Source organism: Stutzerimonas chloritidismutans (assembly GCF_051486945.1).
GTDB classification, from domain to species: Bacteria; Pseudomonadota; Gammaproteobacteria; order Pseudomonadales; family Pseudomonadaceae; genus Stutzerimonas; species Stutzerimonas chloritidismutans_B.
The window spans coordinates 116930-142428 of the sequence record NZ_JAHVDX010000002.1 but is presented as its reverse complement, the minus strand read 5'-3'; the positions used below and the strand labels follow the sequence as shown (position 1 = coordinate 142428).

26 protein-coding genes are annotated in these 25499 nt (G+C 62.6%); 21 read left to right on the top strand and 5 right to left on the bottom strand.

Annotated features, from left to right (window positions below; all coding sequences use genetic code 11):
* Positions 1 to 12 precede the first annotated feature (12 nt).
* From ttcA to KXR72_RS07635, 6 genes are all read left to right on the top strand, one after another.
* Positions 13 to 837 carry a tRNA 2-thiocytidine(32) synthetase TtcA gene (gene ttcA / locus KXR72_RS07660; RefSeq protein ID WP_437420525.1) on the top strand — a complete coding sequence of 275 codons (825 nt, stop codon included), beginning with the start codon at positions 13 to 15 and terminating at the stop codon, positions 835 to 837.
* 89 nt (positions 838 to 926) lie between these two features.
* Positions 927 to 1058 carry a hypothetical protein gene (locus KXR72_RS07655; protein ID WP_437420524.1) on the top strand — a complete coding sequence of 44 codons (132 nt, stop codon included), beginning with the start codon at positions 927 to 929 and terminating at the stop codon, positions 1056 to 1058.
* Positions 1059 to 1326: 268 nt separating this feature from the next.
* The gene (locus tag KXR72_RS07650; protein ID WP_437420523.1) at positions 1327 to 2403 is read left to right on the top strand and encodes a 3-deoxy-7-phosphoheptulonate synthase; all 1077 of its coding nucleotides are present in this window, start codon (positions 1327 to 1329) and stop codon (positions 2401 to 2403) included.
* Between the two features lie 84 nt (positions 2404 to 2487).
* Positions 2488 to 3159, top strand: a complete 672-nt coding sequence (locus tag KXR72_RS07645) for a DNA-3-methyladenine glycosylase I (RefSeq protein ID WP_437420522.1) — start codon at positions 2488 to 2490, stop codon at positions 3157 to 3159.
* Between the two features lie 78 nt (positions 3160 to 3237).
* Positions 3238 to 3840: a DUF4823 domain-containing protein gene (locus tag KXR72_RS07640; protein ID WP_437420521.1), complete on the top strand. Its 603-nt coding sequence runs from the start codon at positions 3238 to 3240 to the stop codon at positions 3838 to 3840.
* An 8-nt stretch (positions 3841 to 3848) separates the two neighbouring features.
* A complete protein-coding gene (locus tag KXR72_RS07635) occupies positions 3849 to 4415 on the top strand; it encodes a DUF1285 domain-containing protein (RefSeq protein WP_437420520.1) in 567 nt (188 codons plus the stop codon).
* A 65-nt stretch (positions 4416 to 4480) separates the two neighbouring features.
* Here the strand turns inward: KXR72_RS07635 and KXR72_RS07630 are convergent, their stop codons facing one another.
* Positions 4481 to 6136, bottom strand: coding sequence for an electron transfer flavoprotein-ubiquinone oxidoreductase (locus KXR72_RS07630; RefSeq protein ID WP_437420519.1), 1656 nt, complete (start codon positions 6134 to 6136; stop codon positions 4481 to 4483).
* Positions 6137 to 6469: 333 nt separating this feature from the next.
* Between KXR72_RS07630 and KXR72_RS07625 the strand changes: the two genes are divergently transcribed.
* The 7 genes from KXR72_RS07625 (at position 6470) to KXR72_RS07595 (ending at position 12385) form a co-directional block, all read left to right on the top strand.
* Positions 6470 to 7219, top strand: a complete 750-nt coding sequence (locus tag KXR72_RS07625; protein WP_437420518.1) for an electron transfer flavoprotein subunit beta/FixA family protein — start codon at positions 6470 to 6472, stop codon at positions 7217 to 7219.
* Entirely contained in the window at positions 7220 to 8149 is a 930-nt protein-coding gene (locus KXR72_RS07620; RefSeq protein ID WP_437420517.1) for an electron transfer flavoprotein subunit alpha/FixB family protein, read from the top strand. It abuts the gene before it with no gap.
* A gap of 120 nt (positions 8150 to 8269) precedes the next feature.
* The gene (locus KXR72_RS07615; RefSeq protein WP_437420516.1) at positions 8270 to 9097 is read left to right on the top strand and encodes a substrate-binding periplasmic protein; all 828 of its coding nucleotides are present in this window, start codon (positions 8270 to 8272) and stop codon (positions 9095 to 9097) included.
* An 11-nt stretch (positions 9098 to 9108) separates the two neighbouring features.
* Complete coding sequence (locus KXR72_RS07610) at positions 9109 to 9459, top strand: DUF4398 domain-containing protein (RefSeq protein WP_437420515.1); 351 nt, start codon at positions 9109 to 9111, stop codon at positions 9457 to 9459.
* Positions 9456 to 10259: an OmpA family protein gene (locus KXR72_RS07605; RefSeq protein ID WP_437420514.1), complete on the top strand. Its 804-nt coding sequence runs from the start codon at positions 9456 to 9458 to the stop codon at positions 10257 to 10259. Before KXR72_RS07610 ends, KXR72_RS07605 begins: the two co-directional genes overlap by 4 nt.
* 117 nt (positions 10260 to 10376) lie before the next feature.
* On the top strand, positions 10377 to 11807 hold the full coding sequence (locus KXR72_RS07600; protein ID WP_437420513.1) for a PLP-dependent aminotransferase family protein: 1431 nt from the start codon (positions 10377 to 10379) through the stop codon (positions 11805 to 11807).
* On the top strand, positions 11807 to 12385 hold the full coding sequence (locus tag KXR72_RS07595; RefSeq protein WP_437420512.1) for a hypothetical protein: 579 nt from the start codon (positions 11807 to 11809) through the stop codon (positions 12383 to 12385). The genes KXR72_RS07600 and KXR72_RS07595 overlap by 1 nt, the downstream gene beginning before the upstream one ends.
* 11 nt (positions 12386 to 12396) lie before the next feature.
* Here KXR72_RS07595 and KXR72_RS07590 read toward each other — a convergent pair whose 3' ends face one another.
* A complete protein-coding gene (locus KXR72_RS07590; RefSeq protein WP_437420511.1) occupies positions 12397 to 14991 on the bottom strand; it encodes a bifunctional diguanylate cyclase/phosphodiesterase in 2595 nt (864 codons plus the stop codon).
* A gap of 118 nt (positions 14992 to 15109) precedes the next feature.
* On the bottom strand, positions 15110 to 15277 hold the full coding sequence (locus tag KXR72_RS07585) for a DUF2897 family protein (RefSeq protein ID WP_437420510.1): 168 nt from the start codon (positions 15275 to 15277) through the stop codon (positions 15110 to 15112).
* 149 nt (positions 15278 to 15426) lie between these two features.
* On the opposite strand from KXR72_RS07585, the gene pyrF reads away from it, so the two are divergent.
* Complete coding sequence (gene pyrF, locus KXR72_RS07580) at positions 15427 to 16122, top strand: orotidine-5'-phosphate decarboxylase (protein WP_437420509.1); 696 nt, start codon at positions 15427 to 15429, stop codon at positions 16120 to 16122.
* A gap of 41 nt (positions 16123 to 16163) precedes the next feature.
* Here pyrF and KXR72_RS07575 read toward each other — a convergent pair whose 3' ends face one another.
* The gene (locus KXR72_RS07575) at positions 16164 to 17168 is read right to left on the bottom strand and encodes an NADP-dependent oxidoreductase (protein WP_437420508.1); all 1005 of its coding nucleotides are present in this window, start codon (positions 17166 to 17168) and stop codon (positions 16164 to 16166) included.
* 210 nt (positions 17169 to 17378) lie between these two features.
* Here KXR72_RS07575 and KXR72_RS07570 point away from each other — a divergent pair, with 210 nt between their 5' ends.
* A complete protein-coding gene (locus tag KXR72_RS07570; protein ID WP_437420507.1) occupies positions 17379 to 18140 on the top strand; it encodes an SDR family oxidoreductase in 762 nt (253 codons plus the stop codon).
* 94 nt (positions 18141 to 18234) lie between these two features.
* Here the strand turns inward: KXR72_RS07570 and KXR72_RS07565 are convergent, their stop codons facing one another.
* On the bottom strand, positions 18235 to 19422 hold the full coding sequence (locus KXR72_RS07565; RefSeq protein ID WP_437420506.1) for a benzoate/H(+) symporter BenE family transporter: 1188 nt from the start codon (positions 19420 to 19422) through the stop codon (positions 18235 to 18237).
* Positions 19423 to 19716: 294 nt separating this feature from the next.
* Between KXR72_RS07565 and fliE the strand changes: the two genes are divergently transcribed.
* From fliE to fliJ, 6 genes are read left to right on the top strand one after another with little or no spacing between them, the layout of a single operon-like run.
* The gene (gene fliE / locus KXR72_RS07560) at positions 19717 to 20046 is read left to right on the top strand and encodes a flagellar hook-basal body complex protein FliE (protein WP_437420505.1); all 330 of its coding nucleotides are present in this window, start codon (positions 19717 to 19719) and stop codon (positions 20044 to 20046) included.
* A 15-nt stretch (positions 20047 to 20061) separates the two neighbouring features.
* Complete coding sequence (gene fliF, locus KXR72_RS07555; RefSeq protein ID WP_437420504.1) at positions 20062 to 21849, top strand: flagellar basal-body MS-ring/collar protein FliF; 1788 nt, start codon at positions 20062 to 20064, stop codon at positions 21847 to 21849.
* Complete coding sequence (fliG, locus tag KXR72_RS07550; RefSeq protein WP_437420503.1) at positions 21842 to 22858, top strand: flagellar motor switch protein FliG; 1017 nt, start codon at positions 21842 to 21844, stop codon at positions 22856 to 22858. Before fliF ends, fliG begins: the two co-directional genes overlap by 8 nt.
* A 19-nt stretch (positions 22859 to 22877) precedes the next feature.
* Positions 22878 to 23657, top strand: coding sequence for a flagellar assembly protein FliH (gene fliH / locus KXR72_RS07545; RefSeq protein WP_437420502.1), 780 nt, complete (start codon positions 22878 to 22880; stop codon positions 23655 to 23657).
* On the top strand, positions 23647 to 25005 hold the full coding sequence (gene fliI, locus KXR72_RS07540; RefSeq protein ID WP_437420501.1) for a flagellar protein export ATPase FliI: 1359 nt from the start codon (positions 23647 to 23649) through the stop codon (positions 25003 to 25005). The genes fliH and fliI overlap by 11 nt, the downstream gene beginning before the upstream one ends.
* A 3-nt stretch (positions 25006 to 25008) precedes the next feature.
* Complete coding sequence (fliJ, locus tag KXR72_RS07535) at positions 25009 to 25461, top strand: flagellar export protein FliJ (protein ID WP_437420500.1); 453 nt, start codon at positions 25009 to 25011, stop codon at positions 25459 to 25461.
* Positions 25462 to 25499 lie beyond the last annotated feature (38 nt).

Here is a 25499-nt window from a genome sequence, read left to right as displayed (position 1 = left end):
CGGACACCTGAAATGGGCAATCTCTCGGTCAATCAGAACAAATTGCAGAAGCGTCTGCGCCGTCTCGCCGGCGAGGCGGTCACCGATTTCAACATGATCGAGGATGGCGACAAGGTGATGGTCTGCCTGTCTGGTGGCAAGGACAGCTACACCATGCTCGACGTGCTGCTCTATCTGCAGAAGGTTGCGCCAATCAAATTCGAGATCGTCGCCGTCAACATGGACCAGAAACAGCCTGGTTTTCCGGAGCACGTGCTGCCCGAATACCTGGCCTCCATCGGGGTCGAATATCACATCGTTGAAAAGGACACGTACTCGGTCGTCAAGCAGAAAATCCCTGAAGGGAAGACCACTTGCTCGCTGTGTTCCCGCCTGCGACGGGGCACGCTGTACACCTTCGCCGACGAGATCGGCGCGACCAAGATGGCGCTCGGTCATCACCGCGACGACATCCTGGAAACCTTCTTCCTTAATATGTTCTACGGCGGCACGCTCAAGGCGATGCCGCCCAAGCTGCTTTCCGATGATGGCCGCAACGTGGTGATCCGACCGCTGGCGTACTGCAGCGAAGCGGATATCGAGGCCTACTCCCAGATGAAGGCTTTCCCGATCATCCCGTGCAATCTGTGTGGCTCGCAGGAGAATCTGCAGCGCCAGGTCGTCAAGGAGATGCTGCAGGAGTGGGAGCGCAAGTCGCCGGGCCGTGTGGAGATCATGTTCCGCGCACTGCAAAACGTCGTGCCATCGCAACTGGCCGACCGTAACCTGTTCGATTTCAGGAGCCTGCGCATCGATGACGCGGCGACACCGCGCTTCCTTGATGTGATGAGCCTGTAAGCGCCGGCCGCGGCCAGGCGCCTCGACGCCCCGCTTGCCAGGCCGCGAAGTGCTGAAGTAAGGTTCAGCAATCGTTTTGGAGTTTTCCCATGCCGCTCGACCTCAATGTGCTGTTCTCGCTCAATGCCGGTGCCGCTAGCGCCGCGCGGGCTGTTGTGCAGCCATTGCTGGCTTCGGCGTATTACTTCTTTGGGTATTGGTTTAGCCATAGGCGCGCCTGATACCCCACAGGCGGCCTGATAACCAGGGTCGCCACCAGAGACGTTTGAAAAAACCCCCGGTCGGCAACCCGACCGGGGGTTTTGTTTTTTTCGGCCCAACGTTGGCCACAGCGCGAGGAACCACAGATGAACAGCTACCGCAACGCTTACCGCAACGACCGCTACGACTGGCGATTTAGCGGCCTGACTGCTGCCTCCATACCTCCAGAACGAACAATCCGATAGCGCCGCCGCGGCATGGGCCGCGCCGGCAGGGAACTGCCAGATCATGACTGCATCCGCCACTGCTCAACTCATTTCCACCCCCGTTTCCACCCTCGCGCCCGCTGCCCGTCGTAGCGCCCAGCCGTTGCCCAGCCCCGCCTTGTTGCGCCAGCGATTGCCGCTTTCGGACGCGCTTGCTCAACGTATCGCCGCAGACCGTGACGCCATTCGCGCGGTGCTTGATGGCCGCGACTCGAGGTTGCTGGTTGTCGTCGGCCCCTGTTCGCTGCACGACCCCAAGGCTGCGCTGGAATACGCTGATCGTCTCGCCGGGCTGGCTCCGCAGGTTGCGGACCAGCTACTGCTGGTCATGCGGGCCTATGTCGAAAAGCCACGGACGACTGTGGGCTGGAAAGGCCTGGCATACGACCCGCACCTGAACGGCAGTGATGACATAGCAGAAGGGCTCAGCGTAGCGCGGCGTCTGATGCTGGCCATTATCGAGCGAGGCCTGCCGGTCGCGACTGAATTGCTGCAGCCCTTGGTCGCAGGTTATCTAGACGACCTGTTGGCCTGGGCTGCAATCGGTGCGCGCACCAGCGAGTCGCAGATTCATCGTGAGCTGGTAAGTGGCCTGGGCATGCCGGTCGGCTTCAAGAATGGTACGGATGGCAGCCTGGGTATCGCCTGTGACGCCATGCGCTCCGCCGCCCATCCGCACAGCCATTTCGGTATCGATGACTTGGGTCACCCGGCCGTGGTGAGCACCTGCGGTAATCCCGATACCCATCTGGTCTTGCGGGGAGGGCATGCCGGGCCCAACCATGACGCCGCCAGCGTTGCCGAAGCGCGGTCGGCGCTGCAGCGGCAGGGTATCGAGCCGCGCATCCTGGTCGATTGCAGCCATGCCAACAGCGGCAAGGACCCGCTGCGACAGCCCGAGGTGCTCAAGGCAGTGCTCGAGCAGCGCCTGACGGGAGACGACAGCCTGCGAGGCGTGATGTTGGAAAGTCATCTGTTCGACGGCTGCCAGGCCCTCGGCACTGCGCTTCGCTACGGCGTCTCCATCACCGATGGTTGCCTGGGTTGGGCGTTGACCGAGCGGACGCTGCTCGATGCGGCCGACCGGCTGCGTGGCTAGGCCTGTTCAATGGGCGGTGGGCTTGCGGGCTCGATCCGAGGCGGGCAACCTGTGCCGCGATCTGAATTGAGCCTTGGATACCGCATGCGTGATTACAAATGGCTGCACGAGTACTGCCTCAATCGATTCGGCTCTGCCGCCGCGCTGGAGGCTCGATTGCCGCAGCCGAGCACTGCGGATGAGCTGCGTGCCGTCTCGGATGATCGCTACCTCTCACTGATCAGCCTGCGAATATTCCGGGCTGGTTTGAAGCACAGCCTGGTCGACGCGAAATGGCCTGCCTTCGAGGAGGTGTTCTTTCGCTTCGATCCGGAAAAATTGGTGCTGATGGGCGGCGAGCACATCGAGCGGCTAATGCAGGATGCGCGCATTATCCGGCATCTAGGCAAGCTCAAGAGCGTGCCACGCAACGCGCAGTTCGTCCTAGACGTCGCCGCGAGCCATGGCAGTTTCGGTAATTTCCTGGCTGGTTGGCCAATCAACGATATCGTCGGCCTGTGGCGCTACCTGGCCAAGCATGGTTGCCAGCTTGGCGGGCTGTCCGCCCCTCGTCTGCTGCGCATGGCAGGCAAGGACACATTCATTCCCAGCAATGACGTCGTCGCGGCACTGAAGGCTCAGCAGGTGGTGGATCGTGTACCCAGCAGCCAGCGCGACCAGGCGCTGGTCCAAGAGGTCTTCAACCGCTGGCATGGCGAAAGCGGCCGCCCGCTCTGCCAGCTTTCGGCAATGCTGGCGTTTACGGTCAATCATTAACCGGGCAGTGCAGAGCTGGCGTGGTTGCTGCATTGGTCGAGGAGCCGCCAGTTTTCCGTCAGCCGCAGGAGCATTCGGATGAAGATGATTACCTTACTCGCTGCCTTCTTGGTCCTTGGAGGCTGCATGAAGGTTAGCGATATGGCCGAGGGCACGCGCGACCAGCTCCGCGATGCCGGCATTCTCGATCACAGCCATACACAGCGCTCGGCGTCCTGGCGGTTACAGGCCGACTCCTCCATCTATATCGCCCAAGGCCACTTCGTGCCCCCGGGGAACGGCTATCCACGGCCGAACGTCGTGGCGGAGGAAGCGTTCAAGGGCTTCGTCGAGTACTTTCCCATGGTTCGCCGTGCGCCAGACCCGGTCGGTCTGGATGAGGCGTTGAACCAGGCAGTGGCCTCAGGTGCCCATTACTTGCTGTACACGCGATTTGCCACGGCCGACGATCGAATCGGCAGTTTCGATGAGTTGAACGATCAGCGTGCGCTCGACCGGCTCGGTGTCGATACCAGCGTGATTCAACTGATGCTCATCGAGACGGGCAGCCGCTATCTGGTCGATACGGCACGGATACGCAGCCGTGGCGGGCTGCTCAATATCTATGATGCGACGCCACAGGTCTTGCTGGGCCCGCCTCTAAGGGACTATGCCCGCAGCCTGATTGGCCTCAGCCGATAGGAACAAACATGAACGATGCGGGCAAGGCTGCGGATCTGCTGGGGCAGATCCCAAAACAAGAGAAGAAGGAGCTGCCACCGGTGCATCTGTGGAATCCACCGTTCTGCGGGGATCTGGACATGCGCATCGCGCGAGACGGCAGCTGGTATTACATGGGCACGCCAATTGGCCGGCCCGCCATGGTGCGATTGTTCTCAACCGTGATTCGCCGCGATGGCGATCGCTACTTTCTCGTCACGCCGGTGGAAAAAGTCGGCATACAAGTCGATGACGCCCCTTTCGTAGCGGTGCGATTGGCGGTTGAGGGAGAGGGCGAAACGCAGCGCTTGCGCTTTACCACCAACGTCGACGACGAGGTGGAAGTGGGCGCCGAGCATGCGTTACGTGTCGTCATCGATCCGCAGACACAGGAGCCCGCGCCCTACGTCCATGTGCGTGCAAATCTCAAGGCTCTGGTTCATCGCAACGTGTTTTACGAGCTCGTGGAGCTGGCGATACCCGGGGTAGTCGACGGTGAGAACTGGCTAGGCGTGTGGAGCGGTGGGGTGTTCTTTCCAATCGGCCGGGCTGAATAGCGGCGGTTGTACGCGGCCTTCGCCGGTACATGAAAAAGGCTCCCGAGGGAGCCTTTTTTGCTTGCTTACATGTTGGGGTAGTTAGGCCCACCCGTGCCTTCCGGTGCGACCCAGGTGATGTTCTGGGACGGGTCCTTGATGTCGCACGTCTTGCAGTGGACGCAGTTCTGCGCGTTGATTTGGAAACGCTTGCTGCCGTCGTCGTTGTCTACCACCTCATAGACGCCAGCGGGGCAGTAACGCTGGGCGGGCTCGTCATACAGCGGCAGGTTCTTCTCGATCGGGATCGACGGGTCGGTGAGCTTGAGGTGAACGGGCTGTTCTTCCTCGTGGTTCGTGTTGGACAGGAAGACGGAGCTGAGTTTGTCGAAGCTGAGCTTGCCATCCGGCTTCGGATAGTCGATTCGCTTCGACTGCGCGGCGAGCTTCATGCACGCATAGTCCGGTTTGGTGTCGTGCAGGGTGAACGGGATCTTGCCGCCAAAGATGTTCTGGTCGACGAAGTTGAACGCGCCGCCCTTGACCGCTCCCCACTTATGGATCGCCGCGCCAAAGTTACGACTCTTGTAGAGCTCCTCGTACAGCCAGCTCGCCTTGAAGCCTTCCTCGTAGCCCGTCAGCTCGTCGCCACCCTCGCGTCCGGCGAACAGCGCGTCGGCCGCAGCTTCGGCCGCCAACATGCCGGACTTCATCGCGGTGTGGCTGCCCTTGATCTTGGCAAAGTTCAGGGTACCGGCGTCGCAGCCGATCAGGGCGCCGCCGTTGAAGACCATTTTCGGCAACGAGTTGATGCCGCCCTTGGCTATGGCCCGCGCGCCGTAAGACACACGCTTGCCACCTTCGAGGTACTGCTTGATGACTGGATGATGCTTGTAGCGCTGGAATTCGTCGAACGGCGAGAGGAACGGGTTGCTGTAGGACAAATCGACGATCAGACCGACCACCACCTGATTGTTCTCCAGGTGATAGAGGAACGAACCGCCGGTGTTGTCATCATCCAGCGGCCAGCCAGCGGTATGAACCACCAGGCCCGGCTCGTGCTTGGCGGGGTCGATGTCCCACAGTTCCTTGATACCGATCCCGTAGTGCTGCGGATCGACGTTGGCGTTCAGCTGGTAGCGGCTGATCAGTTGCTTGCCGATATGCCCACGGCAACCTTCGGCGAACAGCGTGTACTTGGCACGCAGCTCCATGCCGGGCGTATACATGCCTTCCTTCGGATTGCCCTCGCGGTCCACGCCCAGGTCACCGGTTATGATGCCGCGCACCACGCCTTGCTCGTCGATCAGCGCTTCCTGCGCAGCGAAGCCGGGATAGATTTCGACACCGAGGTTTTCGGCCTGCTGAGCCAACCAGCGGCACAAGTTACCCAGCGAAATGATGTAGTTGCCCTCGTTGTGCATGGTTTTGGGTACCAATGCGTTGGGCAGTTTGCGTGAGGTTTCGGCGCTCTTGAGCAGGTAGATGTCGTCGCGCGTGACGGGGGTATTCAGCGGGGCCTCAAGCTCCTTCCAGTTCGGAAAGAGCTCATTGAGCGCACGGGGCTCGAATACCGCACCGGACAGAATATGGGCGCCGACTTCGGAACCTTTCTCGACGACACAGACACTGATCTCCTTGCCAGCGTCTGCAGCCCTTTGCTTCAGTCGGCAGGCAGCGGACAGGCCCGCGGGGCCGGCGCCGACGATGACTACGTCGAATTCCATGTATTCGCGTTCCATTGGCTATCTCCTACTCAAGGCTTTGATTTTTTGTGTGATCGTAAGGGCTGGATCGTTTTCCCTGACCAGGCCGAGCTGCCGCATTATATAGATGTGCCGAAACGGGTCCAATACAAACGTTTGTTTGAATTTTCTGCAAGGCTGTTAGAATCGCGAATCTGCCGGTTATAGCGGGGTATATGCGTTGTTGACCCCAGCCGTGACCAGCGGTCAAGATACGGGCAGTTTTGCGCGCGCCGAACGGGTTCCGCGGTTGCATTGACGCCCGGTTCTTCGAGCAGTGGCTCGATTCGCCTCGGCGACATTCCTATTCACCGGAGAGTAGAGGAATCCATGAAGATTCTTGTAGCTGTCAAACGAGTGGTCGATTACAACGTCAAGGTTCGTGTCAAGGCGGACAACTCCGGCGTCGACCTCGCCAACGTCAAGATGTCGATGAACCCCTTCTGTGAGATCGCCGTGGAAGAGGCCGTTCGCCTGAAAGAGAAGGGCGTCGCCAGCGAGATCGTTGTGGTGTCCATCGGCCCGACTGCCGCACAGGAGCAGCTGCGTACGGCTTTGGCGCTGGGCGCCGATCGCGGTGTGCTTGTTGAATCGACGGAAGACCTGAGCTCCCTGGCTGTGGCCAAGCTGCTCAAGGCAGTGGTCAACAAGGAGCAGCCTCAACTGGTCATCCTCGGCAAGCAGGCCATCGACAGCGACAACAACCAGACCGGCCAGATGCTTGGCGCCCTCACTGGTTTTGCCCAGGGCACTTTTGCCTCGAAGGTCGAGGTGGAAGGCGACAAGGTCAAGGTCGAGCGCGAGATCGACGGCGGCGCGCAGACCGTAGCCCTGAACCTACCGGCCATCGTGACGACCGACCTGCGTCTGAACGAGCCGCGCTACGCATCGCTGCCGAACATCATGAAAGCCAAGAAGAAGCCTCTGGAGGTTCTCACGCCGGACGCGCTGGGCGTGACCGTCACCTCGACCGTCAAGACGCTGAAGGTCGAGGCACCCGCTGCGCGTAGCGCCGGTATCAAAGTCAAGTCCGTGGCTGAACTGGTCGAGAAACTGAAGAACGAGGCGAAGGTAATCTAAATGACTATCCTGGTTATCGCTGAACACAACAATGCCGTCCTGGCCGCTGCGACCCTGAATACCGTTGCTGCCGCCAAAGCGATCGGTGGCGATATTCATGTGCTGGTGGCAGGCGCTGGTTGCGCCGCTATCGGCGAAGCTGCCGCGAAGATCGACGGTGTCTCGAAGGTGCTGGTTGCCGACGATGCCGCCTACGCCAACCAACTGCCGGAAAACGTCGCTCCGCTGATTGCTGGTCTCGCCAGCAGTTACAGCCACGTCCTGGCTGCGGCCACCACCAATGGCAAGAATTTCATGCCGCGCGTGGCTGCCCAGCTCGATGTCGACCAGATCTCCGAGATCATCGCCGTCGAAAGCGCCGACACCTTCAAACGGCCTATCTACGCGGGCAACGCCATTGCTACCGTGCAGTCCAGCGCCCCGATCAAGGTCATTACCGTGCGCAGCACCGGTTTCGACCCGGTCAATGCCGAGGGCGGCTCGGCAAGCGTCGAGCAGGTTTCCGGTTCCGGTGATGCAGGTGTGTCCGCCTTCGTCGGTGAAGAGTTGGCCAAGTCCGACCGTCCCGAGCTGACCGCAGCCAAGATCGTCGTTTCTGGCGGTCGCGGCATGCAGAACGGCGAAAACTTCAAGCATCTGTACTCCCTGGCGGACAAGCTGGGCGCTGCCGTGGGTGCCTCGCGCGCCGCAGTCGATGCCGGCTTCGTGCCCAACGACATGCAGGTCGGCCAGACCGGCAAGATCGTCGCACCGCAGCTGTACATCGCGGTCGGCATCTCCGGTGCCATCCAGCACCTGGCGGGGATGAAGGACTCCAAGGTGATCGTCGCGATCAACAAGGACGAAGAGGCACCGATCTTCCAGGTTGCCGACTACGGCCTGGTCGGTGATCTGTTCGAGATCCTGCCGGCGCTCGAAGAGCTCGTCTGACGCGCGTCGCTGACTAAAAAACCCGCTCCTGTAGCGGGTTTTTTCATGGGCGCCTCGGGCTCGTGGCCGATGGTAAGATGCGCAGCCAGGCCTGTCCGAATCCCCGACACGAGGTAATCCATGCGCTGTGCCGTTCGGCTGAAAACTGCCCTGATCACCTTGCTGCTCGCCGCGCCCCTCGCCGCCACGGCGGCAGGCGGCAAATGCGACCGGCTGATCGCAACGGGCGGAGCGGACAACCCACCTTTCCTCTGGCGTGATCCGCAGAATCCCAAGCGTTTGGTGGGAGCCAATGCGGACCTCTTGAAGCGCATCGCTGACTCGCTCGAACTCAAGCTGGATTTACTCTACACCGGTGATTCTGCCAAGGCATCGGATGAGGTTAGAAGTGGTCGCGTCGACCTGCTTGCCGACGCCACCCTGAGCGTCTCGGAATTGAAGCGAATGGATTTCGTGCATCCCTCAATCACCGGGTTGCAGGTCGCCGCCTGGGTGCGAAACGAACCGGGTTTCTTCTACGCCAGCCGCGAGGATCTGGCCGGGCATGCGGGCACTCGGGTGTCGGGCAAGCATTGGGGCAGCGTATTCGAGGGTTATGCGTCGAAATCGCTGAAGCTTGAGACTGCCCCCAGCCTTGCCGAAGCGATGCAGCGTCTACTCGTCGGCAAAACGGATTACGTACTGCACGAGCGCTATAGCGCAGTGGCGCTGGCCGGCCCGCTGGGGCTGCTGGACGATGTGCAGCGCTTGCAGCCGCCAGTACTGAGCCATGGTATGCATTTAGCGGTGTCCCATGACTCGGCCTGTAACTCGCCATGGCTGCGTGGTCAGCTGGCGGTGAAGATGACCGAACTTCGCGCCGCCGGCGTTCCCGAGCAGCTACTGGCCGATAACCTCGAGCGCTGGAAGCAACAGCAGCTAGCGCCAACAAGCAATTCCCAACGCTAGGATCGAACCCGTTGAAAATTCAATCCTTATGCCTGAGCGTGCTCGTGCTGCTGCAAGGCTGCGCCAGTGACCCCGCACCGACCGAGCAGCTTCGCCTGACGGAGCAGGCCATCGTCCAGGCGCGTGCCGTCGGCGCCAGCGAGCAGACACCTGAATTACAGCAGGCCGAGGCCAAGCTGGCTATGGCCGTCGCTGCAATGAAGGACCGTAACTACCGCCACGCCCGCTTGCAGGCCGAGCAGGCCGAGCTGGATGCACGTTTCGCCGAGGCCAAGGTGCTTCATGACAAGAGCGAATTGCAGCTCGCCGAGCTGAACCGGCGTATTGCGCGATTGCGCGAACAGTTGGGAGATCTCCGGTGAATTCAATCCGCCTCGCTCCGCTCTTTCTCCTTGCCGCCGGCCTCTACGGTTGCACGTCGCCCGCTCTGGATCAGCAGCTGCGCGATGCCACCCAAGCCTACGAAAAGGTAAGCCAGGACCCCCAGGTGATGCACGATGCGCCCAAGGACGTATCGCGCGCCGGCGACTCGCTCGAGCGCGCCATGCGCTTCGCCAGCTACCTCGGCAATGCTGAGGATGCCGAGCACTACGCCTTCCTCAGCCTGCGCTACAGCGATATTGCCCGCTATCACAGCGCCTTGCTGCGTAACCAGGCGCGCGCGACGCAATTGGCGATGGAGCAGGAACGCCTGCGCCAGACCTTGCAGGAGGCCAGGCTGCTGGATGTCCATCAGCAGGACCGCTGGCTGGACGAGCAAATGATCAGCCTGGCAGCCGCCGAGACCGACCGAGGGCTGGTGATGACGCTTGGCGACGTTCTGTTCAAGCCGGCCAGCGCCGAGCTTGGCAATTCAGCCAATCGCACCCTGCTCAAGCTCGCGCATTTTCTCCAGCTCAATCCGGGGCGACGTATCCGTGTCGAGGGGTATACCGATAACCGGGGCGACGCGACGGAAAATCTCGAACTGTCACGCGCCCGCGCCCAGGCGGTGGCCGACTTTCTGGTCGACCTTGGCATCGAGTCCAGGCGCATGGATGTGGTCGGCTACGGCGAGCAATTTCGGGTAACCGAAAACGCGTCCGCGCGTGGTCGGGCGCAGAACAGGCGGGTCGAGATCCTGTTTTCGGATGAAGGGGGCCAGCTCGCGCCTGCGCGTTGAAGGTGTCACGGTTAAGCAAACGTAACGGACTGTTTCGGCGAGTTAGTCGATAACTGTATTGGTCGGCTGATAGTGGGCTGTACTACTGTTATGGTCCAGTTCGCGGAGACGGGCCAAATGACCAATCTGTTGCTCTACCAGCGCATCGCGCATCAGCTGGCCGAAGACATTCGGCGAGGTGTCTACCGGCCCGGAGAGCGGGTGCCGTCGGTCCGCAAGATGAGCATGCAGCTCAGTGTCAGCCATGCCACCGTACTGCAGGCCTACGCGAACCTGGAAGACCAGGGCATGATCCGCGCGCGGCCGCAATCGGGGTTCTATGTGCACCACACACCGGCGCTGACTGCGCCGACGCCAGACATCGCCCAGGTCGAGCGGCCCACACTCGTCACCCGCAGCAGCATCATCAACCAAGTACTCAGTGAATCGCGACGTGATGGGCTCATACCCCTGGGCGCGGCGGTGCCACACGTCGACTACCTGCCGGTACGTGCGTTGCACCAGCAGCTTGCCAAGGTCACACGGTTCCAGAGCCAACGGGCGTTCAGTTACATGTTCAGCCCGGGTTACGAGCCGCTGCGCCGGCAAGTGGCGATCCGCATGCGCGATGCCGGCGTGGTGGTCGGCCCGGATGAAGCGGTGATCACCCACGGTTGCGTCGACGCGCTGCAGATGTCGCTGCGCGTGTTGACCAAACCGGGCGACCTGATCGCTGCTGAATCACCCAGCTACTACGGCCTGCTGCAACTGGCCGACCTGCTGGGGCTTAAAGTCATCGAGATTCCCTGTGATCCAGACACCGGGCTGAGCCTTGAGGCGTTGCAGCTGGCGGCGAGCCAGTGGCCGATCAAGGCGCTGGTCCTGACCGCGCGGCTGAGTAACCCCCTGGGCGGTAGCATGCCGGACGCTCGCCAAAAACAATTGCTCAAGCTCGCCGCGAATTTCGACATTCAGATTGTCGAAGACGATATCTATGGCGAGCTCATGTTCGACGCCGGTTCGATCAAGGCGCTCAAGTCCAACGACAGCGATGGCCGGGTGATCTACTGCTCAAGCTTTTCCAAGACCCTGTCACCGGGCGTGCGGATTGGCTGGATTTTGCCGGGCCGGTATCGCGAGGACGTGCATCGTTTGCAGACCTTCAGCACCCATTCGGCCTGCAGCGTGACCCAGATGGCTGTTGCCGCCTATCTGGAGAACGGCGGCTACGACCGGCACCTGCGTTACATCCGGCACGAGTACCGCAGCAACCTCAGCGCATTTCAGTTGGCGGTGCAGCGTTACTTTCCGGAAGGTACGCAGATGACGCGGCCCACCGGCGGCTTCATCCTCTGGGTGAGCCTACCGGCCCGGGTGAATACCAAGGAGCTGCACGTACAGGCGCTCAAGCGGGGAATCAGCATTGCCCCGGGGCTGATCTTCAGCAATACCGAGCAGTTCAACCACTGCATTCGGCTCAATTGCGCGCTGCCCTGGACCGCAGAGGTCGAGCGGGCACTGAGTACTTTGGGGACATTGGCGGAGGAGCTCTGCCGGCAAGTGAATTAGTGGGAGGTGCAGTCGTGGCGGTCAAGGCGTTTTGGTGGATGATGGCGTTGCTGTTTCTCGGTGCCTGTGACGGCGACAACACGCCAGAAGCGCCGGGCGCCCCCTCGACGCCCCCGGCTCGAACCGGTGCTGCATTGGGTGAGCCCATCGCGCCGACGCCGGATCACGCCCCTCGTCTCGATGACGCACCGGACGAGGTTCCGCCGCCGATCCGCATTGAGTTGCCGGACATCGCCAACGAAGACACCGGCAGCGAACCACCTGCCAACGAGGGGGGCGAGGCGCCACCACCCATCAAAGTAGCGCCTGCCGCCCCCAGGTCGCCCGAGGCGAAGCCTGAGCGGCGACAGGCGGCGGTCGAGCCGCTGAAACAACCTGAGTTGGACCTTAGCCTGCCGGAAGACTGGACTGAGGAACTCGATGCCAGCCAGGACGAAGCCTCGCTAGACCTGCTGCCACCGTTGTTCGAAACCGCTCCGTCCAGCCGTGCCCTGCAGATGAGCGGCCGCCTGCTGCAGGACGACAACGGTGACGACGACTTCGGTGGCGCCGAGATCAATTTCGAGCTCAGGCGCTGATCGTCCGGATGTCAGCTCGGGCTGGTGTCGGTGGGCTGGGCTTTGCCGAGAACGCTGCTCTCGAACAGCGCGTGGAGTTCGCTGGCGCGTAGCGGGCGGCTCATGTGGAAGCCTTGCATTTCCCGGCAACCATCTGCCAGAAGCAGGTCCAGTTGCTCTGAGGTCTCGACGCCTTCGGCCGTCACACGAATGCGCAGCCCGCGGCCCAGGTCGATCAATGCCTTGACGATCGAATGATCCTCGGCCGAATGCTGCATGCCTGCGACGAAGCTGCCATCGATCTTGATCATGTCGAACGGGTAGAGGCGCAGGTTGCTGAGCGAAGAGTAGCCGGTGCCGAAATCATCCATCGCCAGCCGAAGGCCGAGCGTTTTGAGGCGAGTAAGCACGTCCAGCGTGCTTTGATTCTCCTCGAGCAATGCGCTTTCGGTGATCTCCAGTTCAAGCCGCGCCGCGGGCAAGCCGCTGTCGGTCAAAGCACTGCGGATCACTTCGAACAGGTCGTTGTTACGCAGCTGCAACGGCGAAAGGTTCACCGAGACCACGGGTTCGTCGTTCCAGCTCGCCGCCTCGTGGCAGGCCTGGCGCAGTACCCATTCGCCGAGAGGGACGATCAGGCCGGTTTCCTCGGCCAGTGGCACGAACTGCTCGGGCAGAAGCAGGCCGCGTGTAGGGTGGTGCCAGCGCACCAGCGCCTCTGCGCCGTTGATGCGCATGCCTTCGCTGAAGTAGCGCGGCTGGTAGTAGAGCTCGAATTGCTCTTCGACCAAGGCCAGGCGCAGTTCGTCTTCCTGACGGCGACGTTCGTGCAACCGCTTGTCCATTTCACTGCCGTAGAAACACCAGGTTCCGCGCCCGTTGGCCTTGGCCTGGTACAGCGCGATGTCCGCGCACCGCAGCAGGTCGGCGGACTGTACGGCGTCGGTCGGCGCCACCGCGATGCCGATGCTCGCACCGATATGGATCAGGTGTTCCTCGTAGTGGAAGGGCTCGCTGAGGCTGGTCACGACGCGCGAGCATAGGCCTTCGATATCGTCGCTACCTTGCAGGCGCCCAAGAACCATGACGAATTCGTCGCCACCCAGGCGCGCGACAAGGTCATCGGCGCGAACGCACTGCTTGAGGCGGTTGGACACGCCGACAAGGATCTCGTCGCCGGCTCCGTGCCCCAGTGTGTCGTTGACGGGCTTGAACCGGTCGAGGTCGATGTAGAGCACCGCCACACTCGACAAGCTGGTCACCGTGGCGAGCCGGTTCTCGAGGTATTCGCGTAGGCGGTTGCGGTTGGGCAGGCCCGTCAGCGCATCATGCTGCGAGAGGTACTGCACACGGGCCTGAGCCTTTGTTTCCTCGGTGATGTCGCTGGCGGTGCCCCGATATCCGATGAGTTCGCCGTTGCGCCGTATGGCCCGTGCCGACAACCGGCAATGCCGCTCACAGCCGTTAGCGGCGCGATAGCTGCAGCGCAGGGGCGCGCGCCGGGAACTGGCCAGCCAGTCTTGCAGGGCAGCCTTGTCGCTGATGAGCAGGTCGAGCAAGGGGCGCCCGATCCACTCGCTCGGTGCATGGCCGGTGATTTCCTCGAAGCGGCTGGACAGATAGATCAGGCGGGCCTGCTGGTCGGTTTCCCAGATCCAGTCGGAGGCCGCTTCGGCGACGTCCCGGAAACGTTCCTCGCTGGCCGCTAATGCTGCCCGGCTCGCCGCGAGCCGCTCGTAGCTGGCGTCCATGATCCGCAGGTTCTTTAGCGCTTGGCGCAGTAATAGCCAGGCAAGCAGGCCCAAGCCGAGCGTTACGCCGCCCAGCACGGGCATGGTAATCCACAAGAGGTATTCACCTGGCTGGGACACCGTCCAGGTCATGCTCAACGGCGAGCCGTCCAGGTAGCCCAGCTCGAACCGCGCATCGGTCTCCTGGTCGCTTCTAGGGGCAACGCGCAGGCCGTCGATAGCGTAGGCCGCGCCCAGTTCGCGTAGGCGGGCCGGGTCGAGAAGGTCGACGAACAAGAGCGTCGACGCGGGCCCTGGGGTGGGTTCGATATCGCTGCCACCGGTGGTCATCACCGCAGCGGCGGCCATGGCCGGGTGCCCCTCGGCTGTTAGCAGGCCAGTCGTGGTCTCCTCGTTGTCGAGGGCGACGCGCGCATCGTCCAGTAGCGTAGACAACCCCTGACCCAGCCATTGCTTCGCATCGACGTCGCTAAGCTCGCCACGGATGACTGAATACGTGGTGCGGCCGTTCGCATCGACGACGAACACTGCTTCGTAGCCGAAATCTTCATACAGCGAAGGCCCGAGATTCTCCTGCTCGTACGCCCAATCGAGATTGGTCTGGCTGCTCAGGTTGGCGTAGGCATCACCCCAGAAAGCGTTGTCGGCGATGTGACGGTTCATCCCTTCCTGGTGCGTCTCGAATGCTCTTTGGGCAAGAAAGCCTTCGCGTACCAGGGCGTCTCGGTCGATGGTGCCGGCAATGTGTATGACGGCCACAGCGGCCGCTAGCAGCGCGAGGGCAAGCAGGCATGCAATGCCAGGCAGAATGCGCCGGGCAAAGGCCGCCTGGGCCTTGGGTCGGATATCACCGAGCGGAGAGGGGACTGCTGACATGGTTCATCCTTATGAAGGACAGCAATGATCGCCCGAGGCCAGGCAAAAGGCCATCACTGACCGTTCGGTCCGAACATCCCGTGAAGTCTGAGGCAAAGAGCGAGTGATGGAGGGGCGGCTAGCGGTTGCGGGTATCCTCGGCATCCGCTTCGGCGTTGCGCTGGGCGATGCGCTGTTTTTGCTCTTCGGTCAGGGGGATCTTGCGGGCGCCGGCCTTCAGCAGGATCAGCCCGCCGATGATCGAGCCGAGCACCACGGCAAGCAGCAACCAGATGTACCAGGGCATGTTCGACTCCCGAAAGCTGTGATGCAGCCACCTTACGCTGTGGCGCTGGGCGATGCCATCCCGGCAGGCGGAAAGTCGCCACGCGGTGGGGCTCCGCCGGTGCGCCGTATTCTGCGACAATGCGCGCCGAAATTTGCTGAGGACGCCCCATGCCCTGCCAGACCCCCCTCATCGTTGCGCTCGATTTTCCTTCCCGTGATGCTGCGCTGACACTGGCCGAACGGCTGGATCCAGCGCTTTGCCGCGTCAAGGTCGGCAAGGAACTGTTCACCCGCTGCGGTCCGCAGATCGTCGAGGCGCTGCACGCCAAGGGCTTCGACGTGTTCCTCGATTTGAAATTTCACGATATTCCCAATACCACGGCGATGGCAGTGAAGGCTGCGGCGGAGCTCGGCGTATGGATGGTAAATGTCCACTGCTCCGGCGGGTTGCGGATGATGACGGCCTGCCGCGAGACGCTGGACGGGCTCAACGGGCCCAAGCCACTGCTGATTGGTGTTACGGTGCTGACCAGCATGGAACAGCAAGATCTCGCCGGCATCGGCCTGAATCTGGCGCCGCAACAGCAGGTGCTGCGCTTGGCAGGACTGGCAGCCCAGGCCGGGCTCGATGGCCTGGTCTGTTCGGCGCAGGAAGCTCAGCCGCTCAAGGCGCAGTTTCCTTCGCTCAAGCTGGTGACGCCGGGGATTCGCCCAGCAGGCGCGGCAGCGGATGATCAGCGTCGCATCCTGACCCCGGCCGAAGCGATGCAGGCGGGGTCGGACTACCTCGTGATGGGCCGGCCGATTGCGCAAGCCACCGATCCGGCGAAAGCCTTGGCGGATGTCGTCGCGCAATTGGCCTGAAGGCCTAGCCGGCTGCCAGGCGGCAGCCGGCCTGCAATGGCTTAGCTGACTTTCAGCACCAGCTTGCCGAAGTTACCGCCGGTAAAGAGCTTCATGAGCGTATCGGGGAAGGTATCCAGCCCTTCGACTATGTCTTCCTTGCTTTTGAGCTGCCCGCTTTGCATCCAGCCGGCCATGTCTTTCATCGCTTCGGGATAGCGCGAGACATAGTCGATCACCACCATGCCCTGCATGCGTGCCCGATTCACCAGCAGCGACAGGTAATTAGCCGGGCCCTTCACTGCATCGGTGTTGTTGTACTGGCTGATCGCGCCGCAGATCACGATGCGAGCCCCGACGGTTATGCGGGTGAGCACCGTGTCGAGGATCTCGCCGCCGACGTTGTCGAAAAACACATCCACGCCCTTCGGGCACGTGCGCTTCAGACCCGCGCCGACCTCTTCGCTCTTATAGTCGATGGCGGCATCGAAGCCGAGCTCGTCGGTTAGAAAGCGGCACTTGTCCGCACCGCCGGCGATCCCGACCACTCGGCAACCTTTGATCTTGGCAATTTGCCCGACGACGCTGCCCACCGCGCCAGCCGCACCAGAAATCACCACGGTTTCACCCGCCTTGGGTTCGCCGACCGCCAGCAGACCGAAATAGGCAGTCATGCCGGTCATCCCCAGCGCGGAGAGGTAGCGGGGCAGCGGCGCCTGGTTCGGATCGACCTTGTAGAAGCCTTTGGGCTCGCCGAGGAAGTAGTCCTGGACGCCTAGTGCACCGTTGACGTAGTCACCCTCCGCGAAACCGGGGTGCTGCGACGCGACGACCTTGCCGACGCCTAGCGCGCGCATCACTTCGCCAATACCAACCGGCGGAATGTAGGACTTGGCATCGTTCATCCAGCCACGCATGGCAGGGTCCAGCGACAGGTATTCCACTTTCACTAGGATCTGCCCTGGTCCCGGCTCGCCAAGAGGTGTTTCGACGAGATCGAAGGTGTCGCGACTCGGCGCACCGATCGGGCGCTTGGCCAGCAGGAATTGGCGATTGGTCTTGTCCATGGGAGCCTCTGGTCAGGAAAACCTTTGGTTTAGTCGCTCGGACCCGCCGCTGCAAGCAAAGCGGAACTCTGAAATGCATGGGCATCGGCGCGAGTGATATCCGGCGAACGGCTTATGACGATTCAGGCGTTGGCGGTATAACGGTGACCAATTCGCGAGCCTCGGTCACAGCGGGGCGGTGCTTCATCTATCAGAACAAGGGAAATCCGCATGAGCATGTCATTCGCCGGAAAGGTTGCGCTGGTTACTGGCGCCGCAGCTGGCATCGGTCGCGCTACGGCGCTGGCGTTCGCCCGGCAAGGATTGAAGGTGGTCGTCGCCGACCTCGACGAAACCGGCGGCCAGGCCTGTGTCGAGGCCATCCTGGAGGCGGGCGGCGAGGCGCTCTTCGTGCGTTGTGACGTGACACGCGATGACCAGGTCCGCGGCATGCTCGAGCAAACAATCGAGGCGTACAGCCGGCTGGATTACGCCTTCAACAATGCTGGGATCGAGATCGAGCAGGGCAAGCTGGCCGAGGGAAGCGAGGCGGAGTTCGATGCCATCATGGGCGTCAACGTCAAGGGTGTCTGGCTGTGCATGAAGCATCAATTGCCGGCAATGCTTGCCCAGGGCGGCGGGGTGATCGTCAACACCGCATCGGTGGCGGGCCTCGGCGCTGCGCCGAAGATGAGCATTTATTCGGCGTCCAAGCATGCGGTGATCGGGCTGACCAAGTCAGCGGCCATCGAATATGCGAAAAAAGGCATCAGAGTCAACGCGGTCTGCCCAGCAGTGATCGACACCGACATGTTCCGCCGGGCCTATGAGGCCGATCCACGCAAGGCCGAATTTGCCGCGGCGATGCATCCGGTCGGGCGCATCGGCAAGGTAGAAGAGATCGCGGCAGCGGTGCTCTATCTCTGCAGCGATGAAGCAGCCTTCACGACGGGCCACGCATTGGCGGTGGACGGTGGCGCGACAGCCATCTAAGTCGTTGCTCTCAAGTCGTGCCGCCTGCCAGCGTGACTTGTTACCCCGGGGGGGGGGTAAGTCGGATTTGGCCGGCGGCATACTGCCGCCCATCTCACCTGCGACCGTTGAGAATCACCAACGTCAGCACCCCTGCAATCAAGCCCCACAACGCGGCGCCAATGCCGAACAGCGTCAGCCCTGACGCCGTCACCATAAAGGTGATCAACGCTGCCTCCCGCTCGTTCGGCTGTTGCATCGCTTGGGTCAGCCCCGACCCAATAGAGCCCAGCAGCGCCAGTGCGGCGACCGACAAGACCAGTGCGGTAGGGAAGGCGGCGAACAATGCGGCTAGCGTCGCGCCAAAAATACCGGCGATGCCATAGAACACGCCGCACCAGGCGGCGGCGGTGTAGCGCTTGGTTCGGTCGGCATGTGCCTCTGGCCCGGCGCAGATGGCCATCGTGATGGCTGCCAGATGGATGCCGTGCGAGCCGAAAGGCGCCAGTAGCAGCGAGGCGATGCCGGTCACCGAGATCAACGGCGACGCCGGCGTGTCGTACCCCTCGGCACGCAGCACCGCCAGGCCGGGCATGTTCTGCGAGGCCATGGCGATGACGAACAAAGGAATGCCGATGCTGAAGATCGCCGCGATGGACAGCGAAGGCGTAGTCCACGCCGGCACCGCTACTCGCAGGCTCAGGCGCTGAAAGTCCAGCAGCCCAGAGAAGCCAGCAATCAGGCAGCCGACTAGCAACGCGCCAAGCACGGCGTAGCGAGGCTGCACGCGCTTGGCTACCAGATAGCTGAAGAACATGCCGAGCACCAGCAAGGGCTGTACTTCTACCGCGCGGAAAATCTCTATGCCGATGTTGAACAGCACGCCAGCCAACAGTGCCGCCGCCAGCGAGGCGGGGACGCGGCGCATCAGGCGCTCGAAGCTGCCGGTCAGCCCGCACAGCGCGATCAGTGCGGAGGCAAAGATGAACGCGCCGATGGCCTCTCCGTACGGAACGCCGGGAAGACTGGTGATGAGCAGCGCGGCGCCGGGCGTCGACCACGCGATGACCACCGGTGCGCGGTAGCGCAGCGACAGGCCGATGCTGCAGATCGCCATGCCGATCGACAACGCCCAGATCCACGACGAGATCTGGCCTTCGCTCAGCCCTGCCGCCTGGCCTGCCTGGAACATGAGCACCAGCGAGCTGGTGTAGCCGGTGAGCATGGCGATGAAACCGGCGACGACGCTGGAGGCCGAGGTGTCGGCAAGCGGGCGAGGCATTGAGCGAGTGGCGTCCGTCATGGTGATTCCTTTGAGTCCGGCTGCTTAGCCTAGGGCGCCCCGCCGCGGCCGTCACGGTACAGCCGGCATGGCGATGAGCGGAACAGCCAGTGGAATGGGGTGCGCTCAAGGCTGGAGGGCGCCGGCGGGGAGGCCATCTCCCAAGCGGAAGATTCCTGGCAGCGCTCGTGACGCAGCAGCACGACATTCAGGCTGTGGTCGGGCCTCCACCTTCAGGCCGTTCTGGCATCGATGTTGCTATTACCCCTGTGCCCGCTGCGAAGCGTCAAAAAACCCGCAGCTGATGGAGGACCAATGAGCCAGGGTATCGAATTCAACCGCTTGATGCTGGAAATGCGCGCCATGCAGACCGATGCAATGGCGCGTTCCAAGCCCGTGTCTGCGCCCCAGGAAGTGGGCGCGCCGAGCTTCTCCGACATGCTCGGCCAGGCCGTCAACAAGGTGAACGAAACCCAGCAGGCCTCCAGCCAATTGGCTAGCGCGTTCGAAATGGGCCAGGGCGGCGTCGATCTGACCGACGTGATGATCGCCTCGCAGAAGGCCAGCGTTTCTTTTCAGGCCATGACCCAGGTGCGTAACAAGCTGGTCCAGGCGTATCAAGACATCATGCAGATGCCGGTCTAAGGCGGGGTTTGATCAATGGCTGAAGTGCTTAGCAAAGTTCCCGCCACGGTCGATTCGGATGCTCCGAAGAAGCCGCTGTTTGGCCTGTCTTTTCTCGAGAACCTCTCCGAGATGTCGATGCTGCGGCAGATCGGCCTGCTGGTTGGCCTTGCCGCGAGCGTCGCGATCGGCTTTGCCGTGGTGCTCTGGTCGCAGCAGCCGGACTACCGGCCGCTGCTCGGTAGCCTCGCCGGGATGGACGCCAATCAGGTCATGGAGACCCTGACCGCAGCCGATATCGCCTACACCGTCGAGCCCAATTCCGGCGCGCTGCTGGTCAAGGCGGACGACCTGGCCCGTGCGCGCCTGAAGCTTGCCGGCGCCGGCATTGGGCAGACGGACAGCAACATCGGTTTCGAAATTCTCGACAAGGAGCAGGGGCTCGGCACTAGCCAGTTCATGGAAGCCACTCGCTACCGTCGCGGTCTGGAAGGCGAACTGGGGCGCACCATCTCCAGCCTGAACAACGTCAAGGGCGCGCGCGTCCACCTGGCGATCCCGAAGAGTTCGGTGTTCGTGCGTGACGAGCGTAAGCCGAGCGCGTCGGTACTGGTCGAGCTCTATCCGGGCCGCACACTGGAGCCGAGCCAGGTGATGGCGATCATCAACCTGGTCGCCACCAGCGTGCCGGAACTGACCAAGTCGCAGATCACTGTCGTCGACCAGAAGGGCAACCTGCTGTCCGACCAACAAGAGCTGACCGAGCTGAGCATGGCCGGCAAGCAGTTCGATTACAGCCGCCGCATGGAAAGCCTCTACACCCAGCGCGTGCACAACATCCTGCAGCCGGTGCTGGGCAACGGTCGCTACAAGGCGGAAGTGTCGGCTGACGTGGATTTCAGCGCGGTCGAATCGACGTCCGAGACGTTCAACCCGGACCAGCCCGCCCTGCGCAGCGAGCAGAGCGTCAACGAACAGCGTCAAAGCAGCCTCGGCCCGCAAGGCGTGCCGGGTGCCCTGAGCAACCAGCCGCCGGGCCCGGCGGCTGCGCCTGAGAATGCGGTTGCTGGTGCGGCTCCTGCCGGCGCCATCGCCTCCGGCCAGCCGCTGCTCGACGCCAACGGTCAGCAGGTCATGGACCCGGCGACCGGCCAGCCGATGCTGGCACCGTACCCAGCCGACAAGCGTGAGCAGTCGACCCGCAACTATGAGCTGGACCGCTCTATCAGTTACACCAAGCAGCAGCAGGGTCGCCTGCGTCGGCTTTCCGTCGCGGTGGTGCTGGACGATCAGGTTGTGGTTTCGGCTGATGGCCAGACCACCCGGGCGCCTCGCAGTGCCGAAGAATTGGCGCGTTTCACTCGCCTGGTGCAGGACGCCGTTGGCTTCGATGCCAGCCGTGGAGACAGCGTCAGCGTGATCAATGCGCCGTTCGCCAGCGACTCGATGGATGAGACGTTCGTCGACAGCCCGTTCTACACGCAACCCTGGTTCTGGGACATCGTCAAACAAGTGTTGGGTGTACTGTTCATCCTGGTGCTGGTGTTCGGCGTGCTGCGTCCGGTACTGAACAACCTGACCAATGCCGGCAAGGGCAAGGAACTGGCACCGGTCGCCGCAGGCGATGCCGAGCTGGGCGACATGGAAGGCATCGAGGGTTCGCTGGCCAGTGATCGGGTCAGCCTGAGCGGGCCGCAGAGCATCATGCTGCCGAGCCCGACCGAGGGGTACGATGCGCAACTGAATGCCATCAAGAATCTGGTAGCTGACGATCCGGGCCGGGTGGCGCAGGTCGTCAAAGAATGGATCAACGCAGATGAGTGACGCACGGGTTCCCGCCAAGATGAACAAGGTCGACAAGGCTGCGATTCTCCTGCTCTCGCTCGGCGAGGCTGATGCCGCACAAGTGCTGCGCCACCTCGGGCCGAAGGAAGTGCAGAAGGTCGGCACGGCGATGGCGCAGCTGCGCAACGTCCAAAAGAACCAGATCGAGTCGGTCATGAGCGAGTTCGTCGAGATCGTCGGCGACCAGACCAGCCTCGGCGTCGGCTCGGACGGCTACATCCGCAAGATGCTCACCCAGGCGCTGGGTGAGGACAAGGCCGGTGGCCTGATCGACCGCATCCTGCTGGGCGGCAACACCAGCGGTCTGGACAGCCTGAAGTGGATGGAGCCGCGCGCGGTGGCCGACGTCATTCGCTACGAGCACCCGCAGATCCAGGCAATCGTGGTGGCCTACCTCGACCCGGATCAAGCGGGTGAGGTGCTCTCGCATTTCGACCACAAGGTGCGCCTGGATATCGTGCTGCGTGTTTCTTCGCTCAATACCGTGCAACCGGCGGCGCTGAAGGAGCTGAACCTGATTCTGGAGAAGCAGTTCTCCGGAAACTCGAACACCACGCGGGCGAACCTGGGCGGCGTCAAGCGCGCCGCGGACATCATGAATTACCTCGACAGCTCGGTCGAAGGCCAGCTGATGGACGCGATTCGCGAAGTCGACGAGGACCTGTCTTCGCAGATCGAAGACCTGATGTTCGTATTCGACAACCTGGCCGATGTCGACGACCGGGGCATTCAGGTACTGCTGCGCGAAGTATCCTCCGACGTGCTCGTGGTGGCGCTCAAGGGCGCCGACGAAGCGATCAAGGAAAAGGTGTTCAAGAACATGTCCAAGCGCGCTGGCGAGTTGCTGCGCGACGACCTCGAAGCCAAGGGCCCGGTGCGCATCAGCGAAGTGGAAGGCGCGCAGAAGGAAATTCTTACCATCGCCCGTCGCATGGCCGAAGCCGGAGAAATCGTGCTCGGCGGCAAAGGCGGCGAAGAAATGATCTGACTAGCAGGACTCTGTCTCGATGTCGAAGGAAAACCCCAGCGACGTGATCCGCGCGAAGGACATCAATGTCTTCGATCGCTGGGCCTTGCCGAGCTTCGATCCGCACGGCGAGCCATCCGAGCCGGAGGTGCCCGAGCCGGCTGTCGAGGAGGCCGAGCTGGCCCACAGCGAGGACGTTCCGGTCGAGGAAGTCAAACCGCTGACGCTCGACGAGCTCGAGGCAATCCGTCAGGAGGCCTATAACGAGGGCTTCAGCACCGGCGAGAAGGACGGCTTCCATGCCGGCCAGCTGAAAGCGCGCCAAGAGGCCGACGCCGCCCTGGCGCCGAAGCTGCGCAACCTCGAAACCTTGATGGGCCAGCTGCTCGAGCCCATCGCCGACCAGGACCGCAACCTCGAACATGCCATGGTGACGCTTGTCAGCCAGCTGGCGCGCGAGGTTATCCAGCGCGACCTGCTGATCGACTCCAGCCAGATTCGTCAGGTTCTGCGCGAGGCGCTCAAACTGCTGCCCATGGGCGCTAGCAACGTGCGCATCCACATCAATCCGCAGGACTTCGAACTGGTGAAAGCGCTGCGCGAACGCCACGAGGAAACCTGGCGGATCATCGAGGACAGCGACTTGATGCCAGGCGGCTGCCGTGTCGAGACCGAGCAGAGCCGGATCGATGCGAGCGTGGAAACCCGTCTGGCGCAGGCAATTGCCCAGTTGTTCGACCAGCAGCGGGAGAACGCCACCAGCCCGCCGGAAGCCGACCTGCATATCGATCTGGACGCGGAGCCATCCGATGCGCCTTGAACGTACCAGTTTCGCCAGGCGCTTCGAAGCCTACGGCGAGGCCATCAAACTGCCCGCCCAGCCGATCCTCGAGGGGCGCCTGCTGCGCATGGTCGGCCTCACGCTGGAGGCCGAGGGGCTGCGCGCCGCAGTCGGCAGCCGTTGCCTGGTTATCAACGAAGACAGCTACCACCCGACGCAGGTCGAGGCGGAAGTCATGGGCTTCGCCAGCGGCAAGCTCTACCTGATGCCCGTCGGCAGTCTCGCCGGTATCGCGCCGGGGGCCCGCGTCGTGCCGTTACCCAATACCGGGCGGCTGCCCATGGGCACCTCGATGCTCGGCCGCGTGCTCGACGGAGCAGGCCGCGCCCTGGACGGTAAGGGCGGTATGAAGGCCGAGGACTGGGTGCCTATGGACGGCCCCGTGATCAACCCGCTCAAGCGCCATCCGATCAGCGAGCCGCTGGATGTGGGCATTCGTTGTATCAACGGCCTGCTCACGGTGGGGCGCGGCCAGCGCCTTGGCCTGTTCGCCGGCACCGGTGTCGGTAAATCCGTGCTGCTCGGCATGATGACGCGGTTCACCGAGGCGGACATCATCGTGGTTGGCTTGATCGGCGAACGTGGCCGCGAGGTAAAGGAGTTCATCGAACATATCCTCACCGAGGAAAGCATCAAGCGCTCGGTGGTCGTCGCGTCGCCCGCCGACGATGCCCCCCTGATGCGGCTGCGCGCGGCGCAGTATTGCACGCGCATCGCCGAGTATTTCCGCGACAAGGGCAAGAACGTACTGCTACTGATGGATTCGCTGACCCGCTATGCGCAGGCCCAGCGGGAAATCGCCCTGGCCATCGGCGAACCCCCGGCGACCAAGGGCTATCCGCCCTCGGTTTTCGCCAAGCTGCCGAGCCTGGTCGAGCGTGCCGGTAATGCGGAAAAAGGCGGTGGCTCGATTACCGCGTTCTACACCGTGCTCTCCGAGGGTGATGACCAGCAGGATCCAATCGCAGATGCCGCACGTGGGGTACTCGACGGTCACATTGTACTGTCGCGCCGGCTGGCAGAAGAGGGGCATTACCCCGCGATCGATATCGAGGCGTCCATCAGCCGCGTGATGCCGGCGGTGGTCAGCCAAGAGCATCTGCGCGGCTCGCAGCGCTTCAAGCAACTCTGGTCGCGCTATCAGCAGAGCCGCGACCTCATCAGCGTGGGCGCCTACGTGCCCGGCGGCGACCCCGAGACGGACCTGGCCATTGCCCGCCAGGCCGAGATGGTGCGCTACCTCAGGCAGGGCCTGAACGAGTCCGAGGGGCTGGCGCAAAGTGAAGTCTCGTTGAGCAACGTCTTCAACCCGAAAGCGGCGAACTAAGCCTTGTCGGCGAGCCGTGCAGCGCGCCTGGCGCCCGTGATCGATATGGCCGAGCGGGCCGAGCGCGACGCCGCGCGCTTGTTCGGCCAGGGGCAGACGCAGGTCGCCCAGGCCGAGGCGAAGCTCGGGGAGCTACGCCAATATTTCACCGACTACCAACAGCAGTGGCTCAATCAGGGCAGCCAGGGCGTCTCGGGTCAGTGGTTGATGAACTACCAACGCTTCCTTTCGCAACTCGAGTCGGCCATCGCCCAGCAGCAACGCAGTCTGGACTGGCACCGCAATAATCTCGACAAGCTGCGCGAGCAATGGCAGCAACGCCGCGCGCGCCTCGACGGGCTGCGCAAACTGGTCGAGCGTTATTTGCAGGAAGCACGTACCGCAGCGGACAAGCGCGAGCAGAAACTGCTCGACGAGTTCGCCCAGCGCCTCGCAGGTCGGCCAAAACAGGAATGAGCTTGCTGCGCGTAGGTTTGGGTGCTAAATCTTCACGT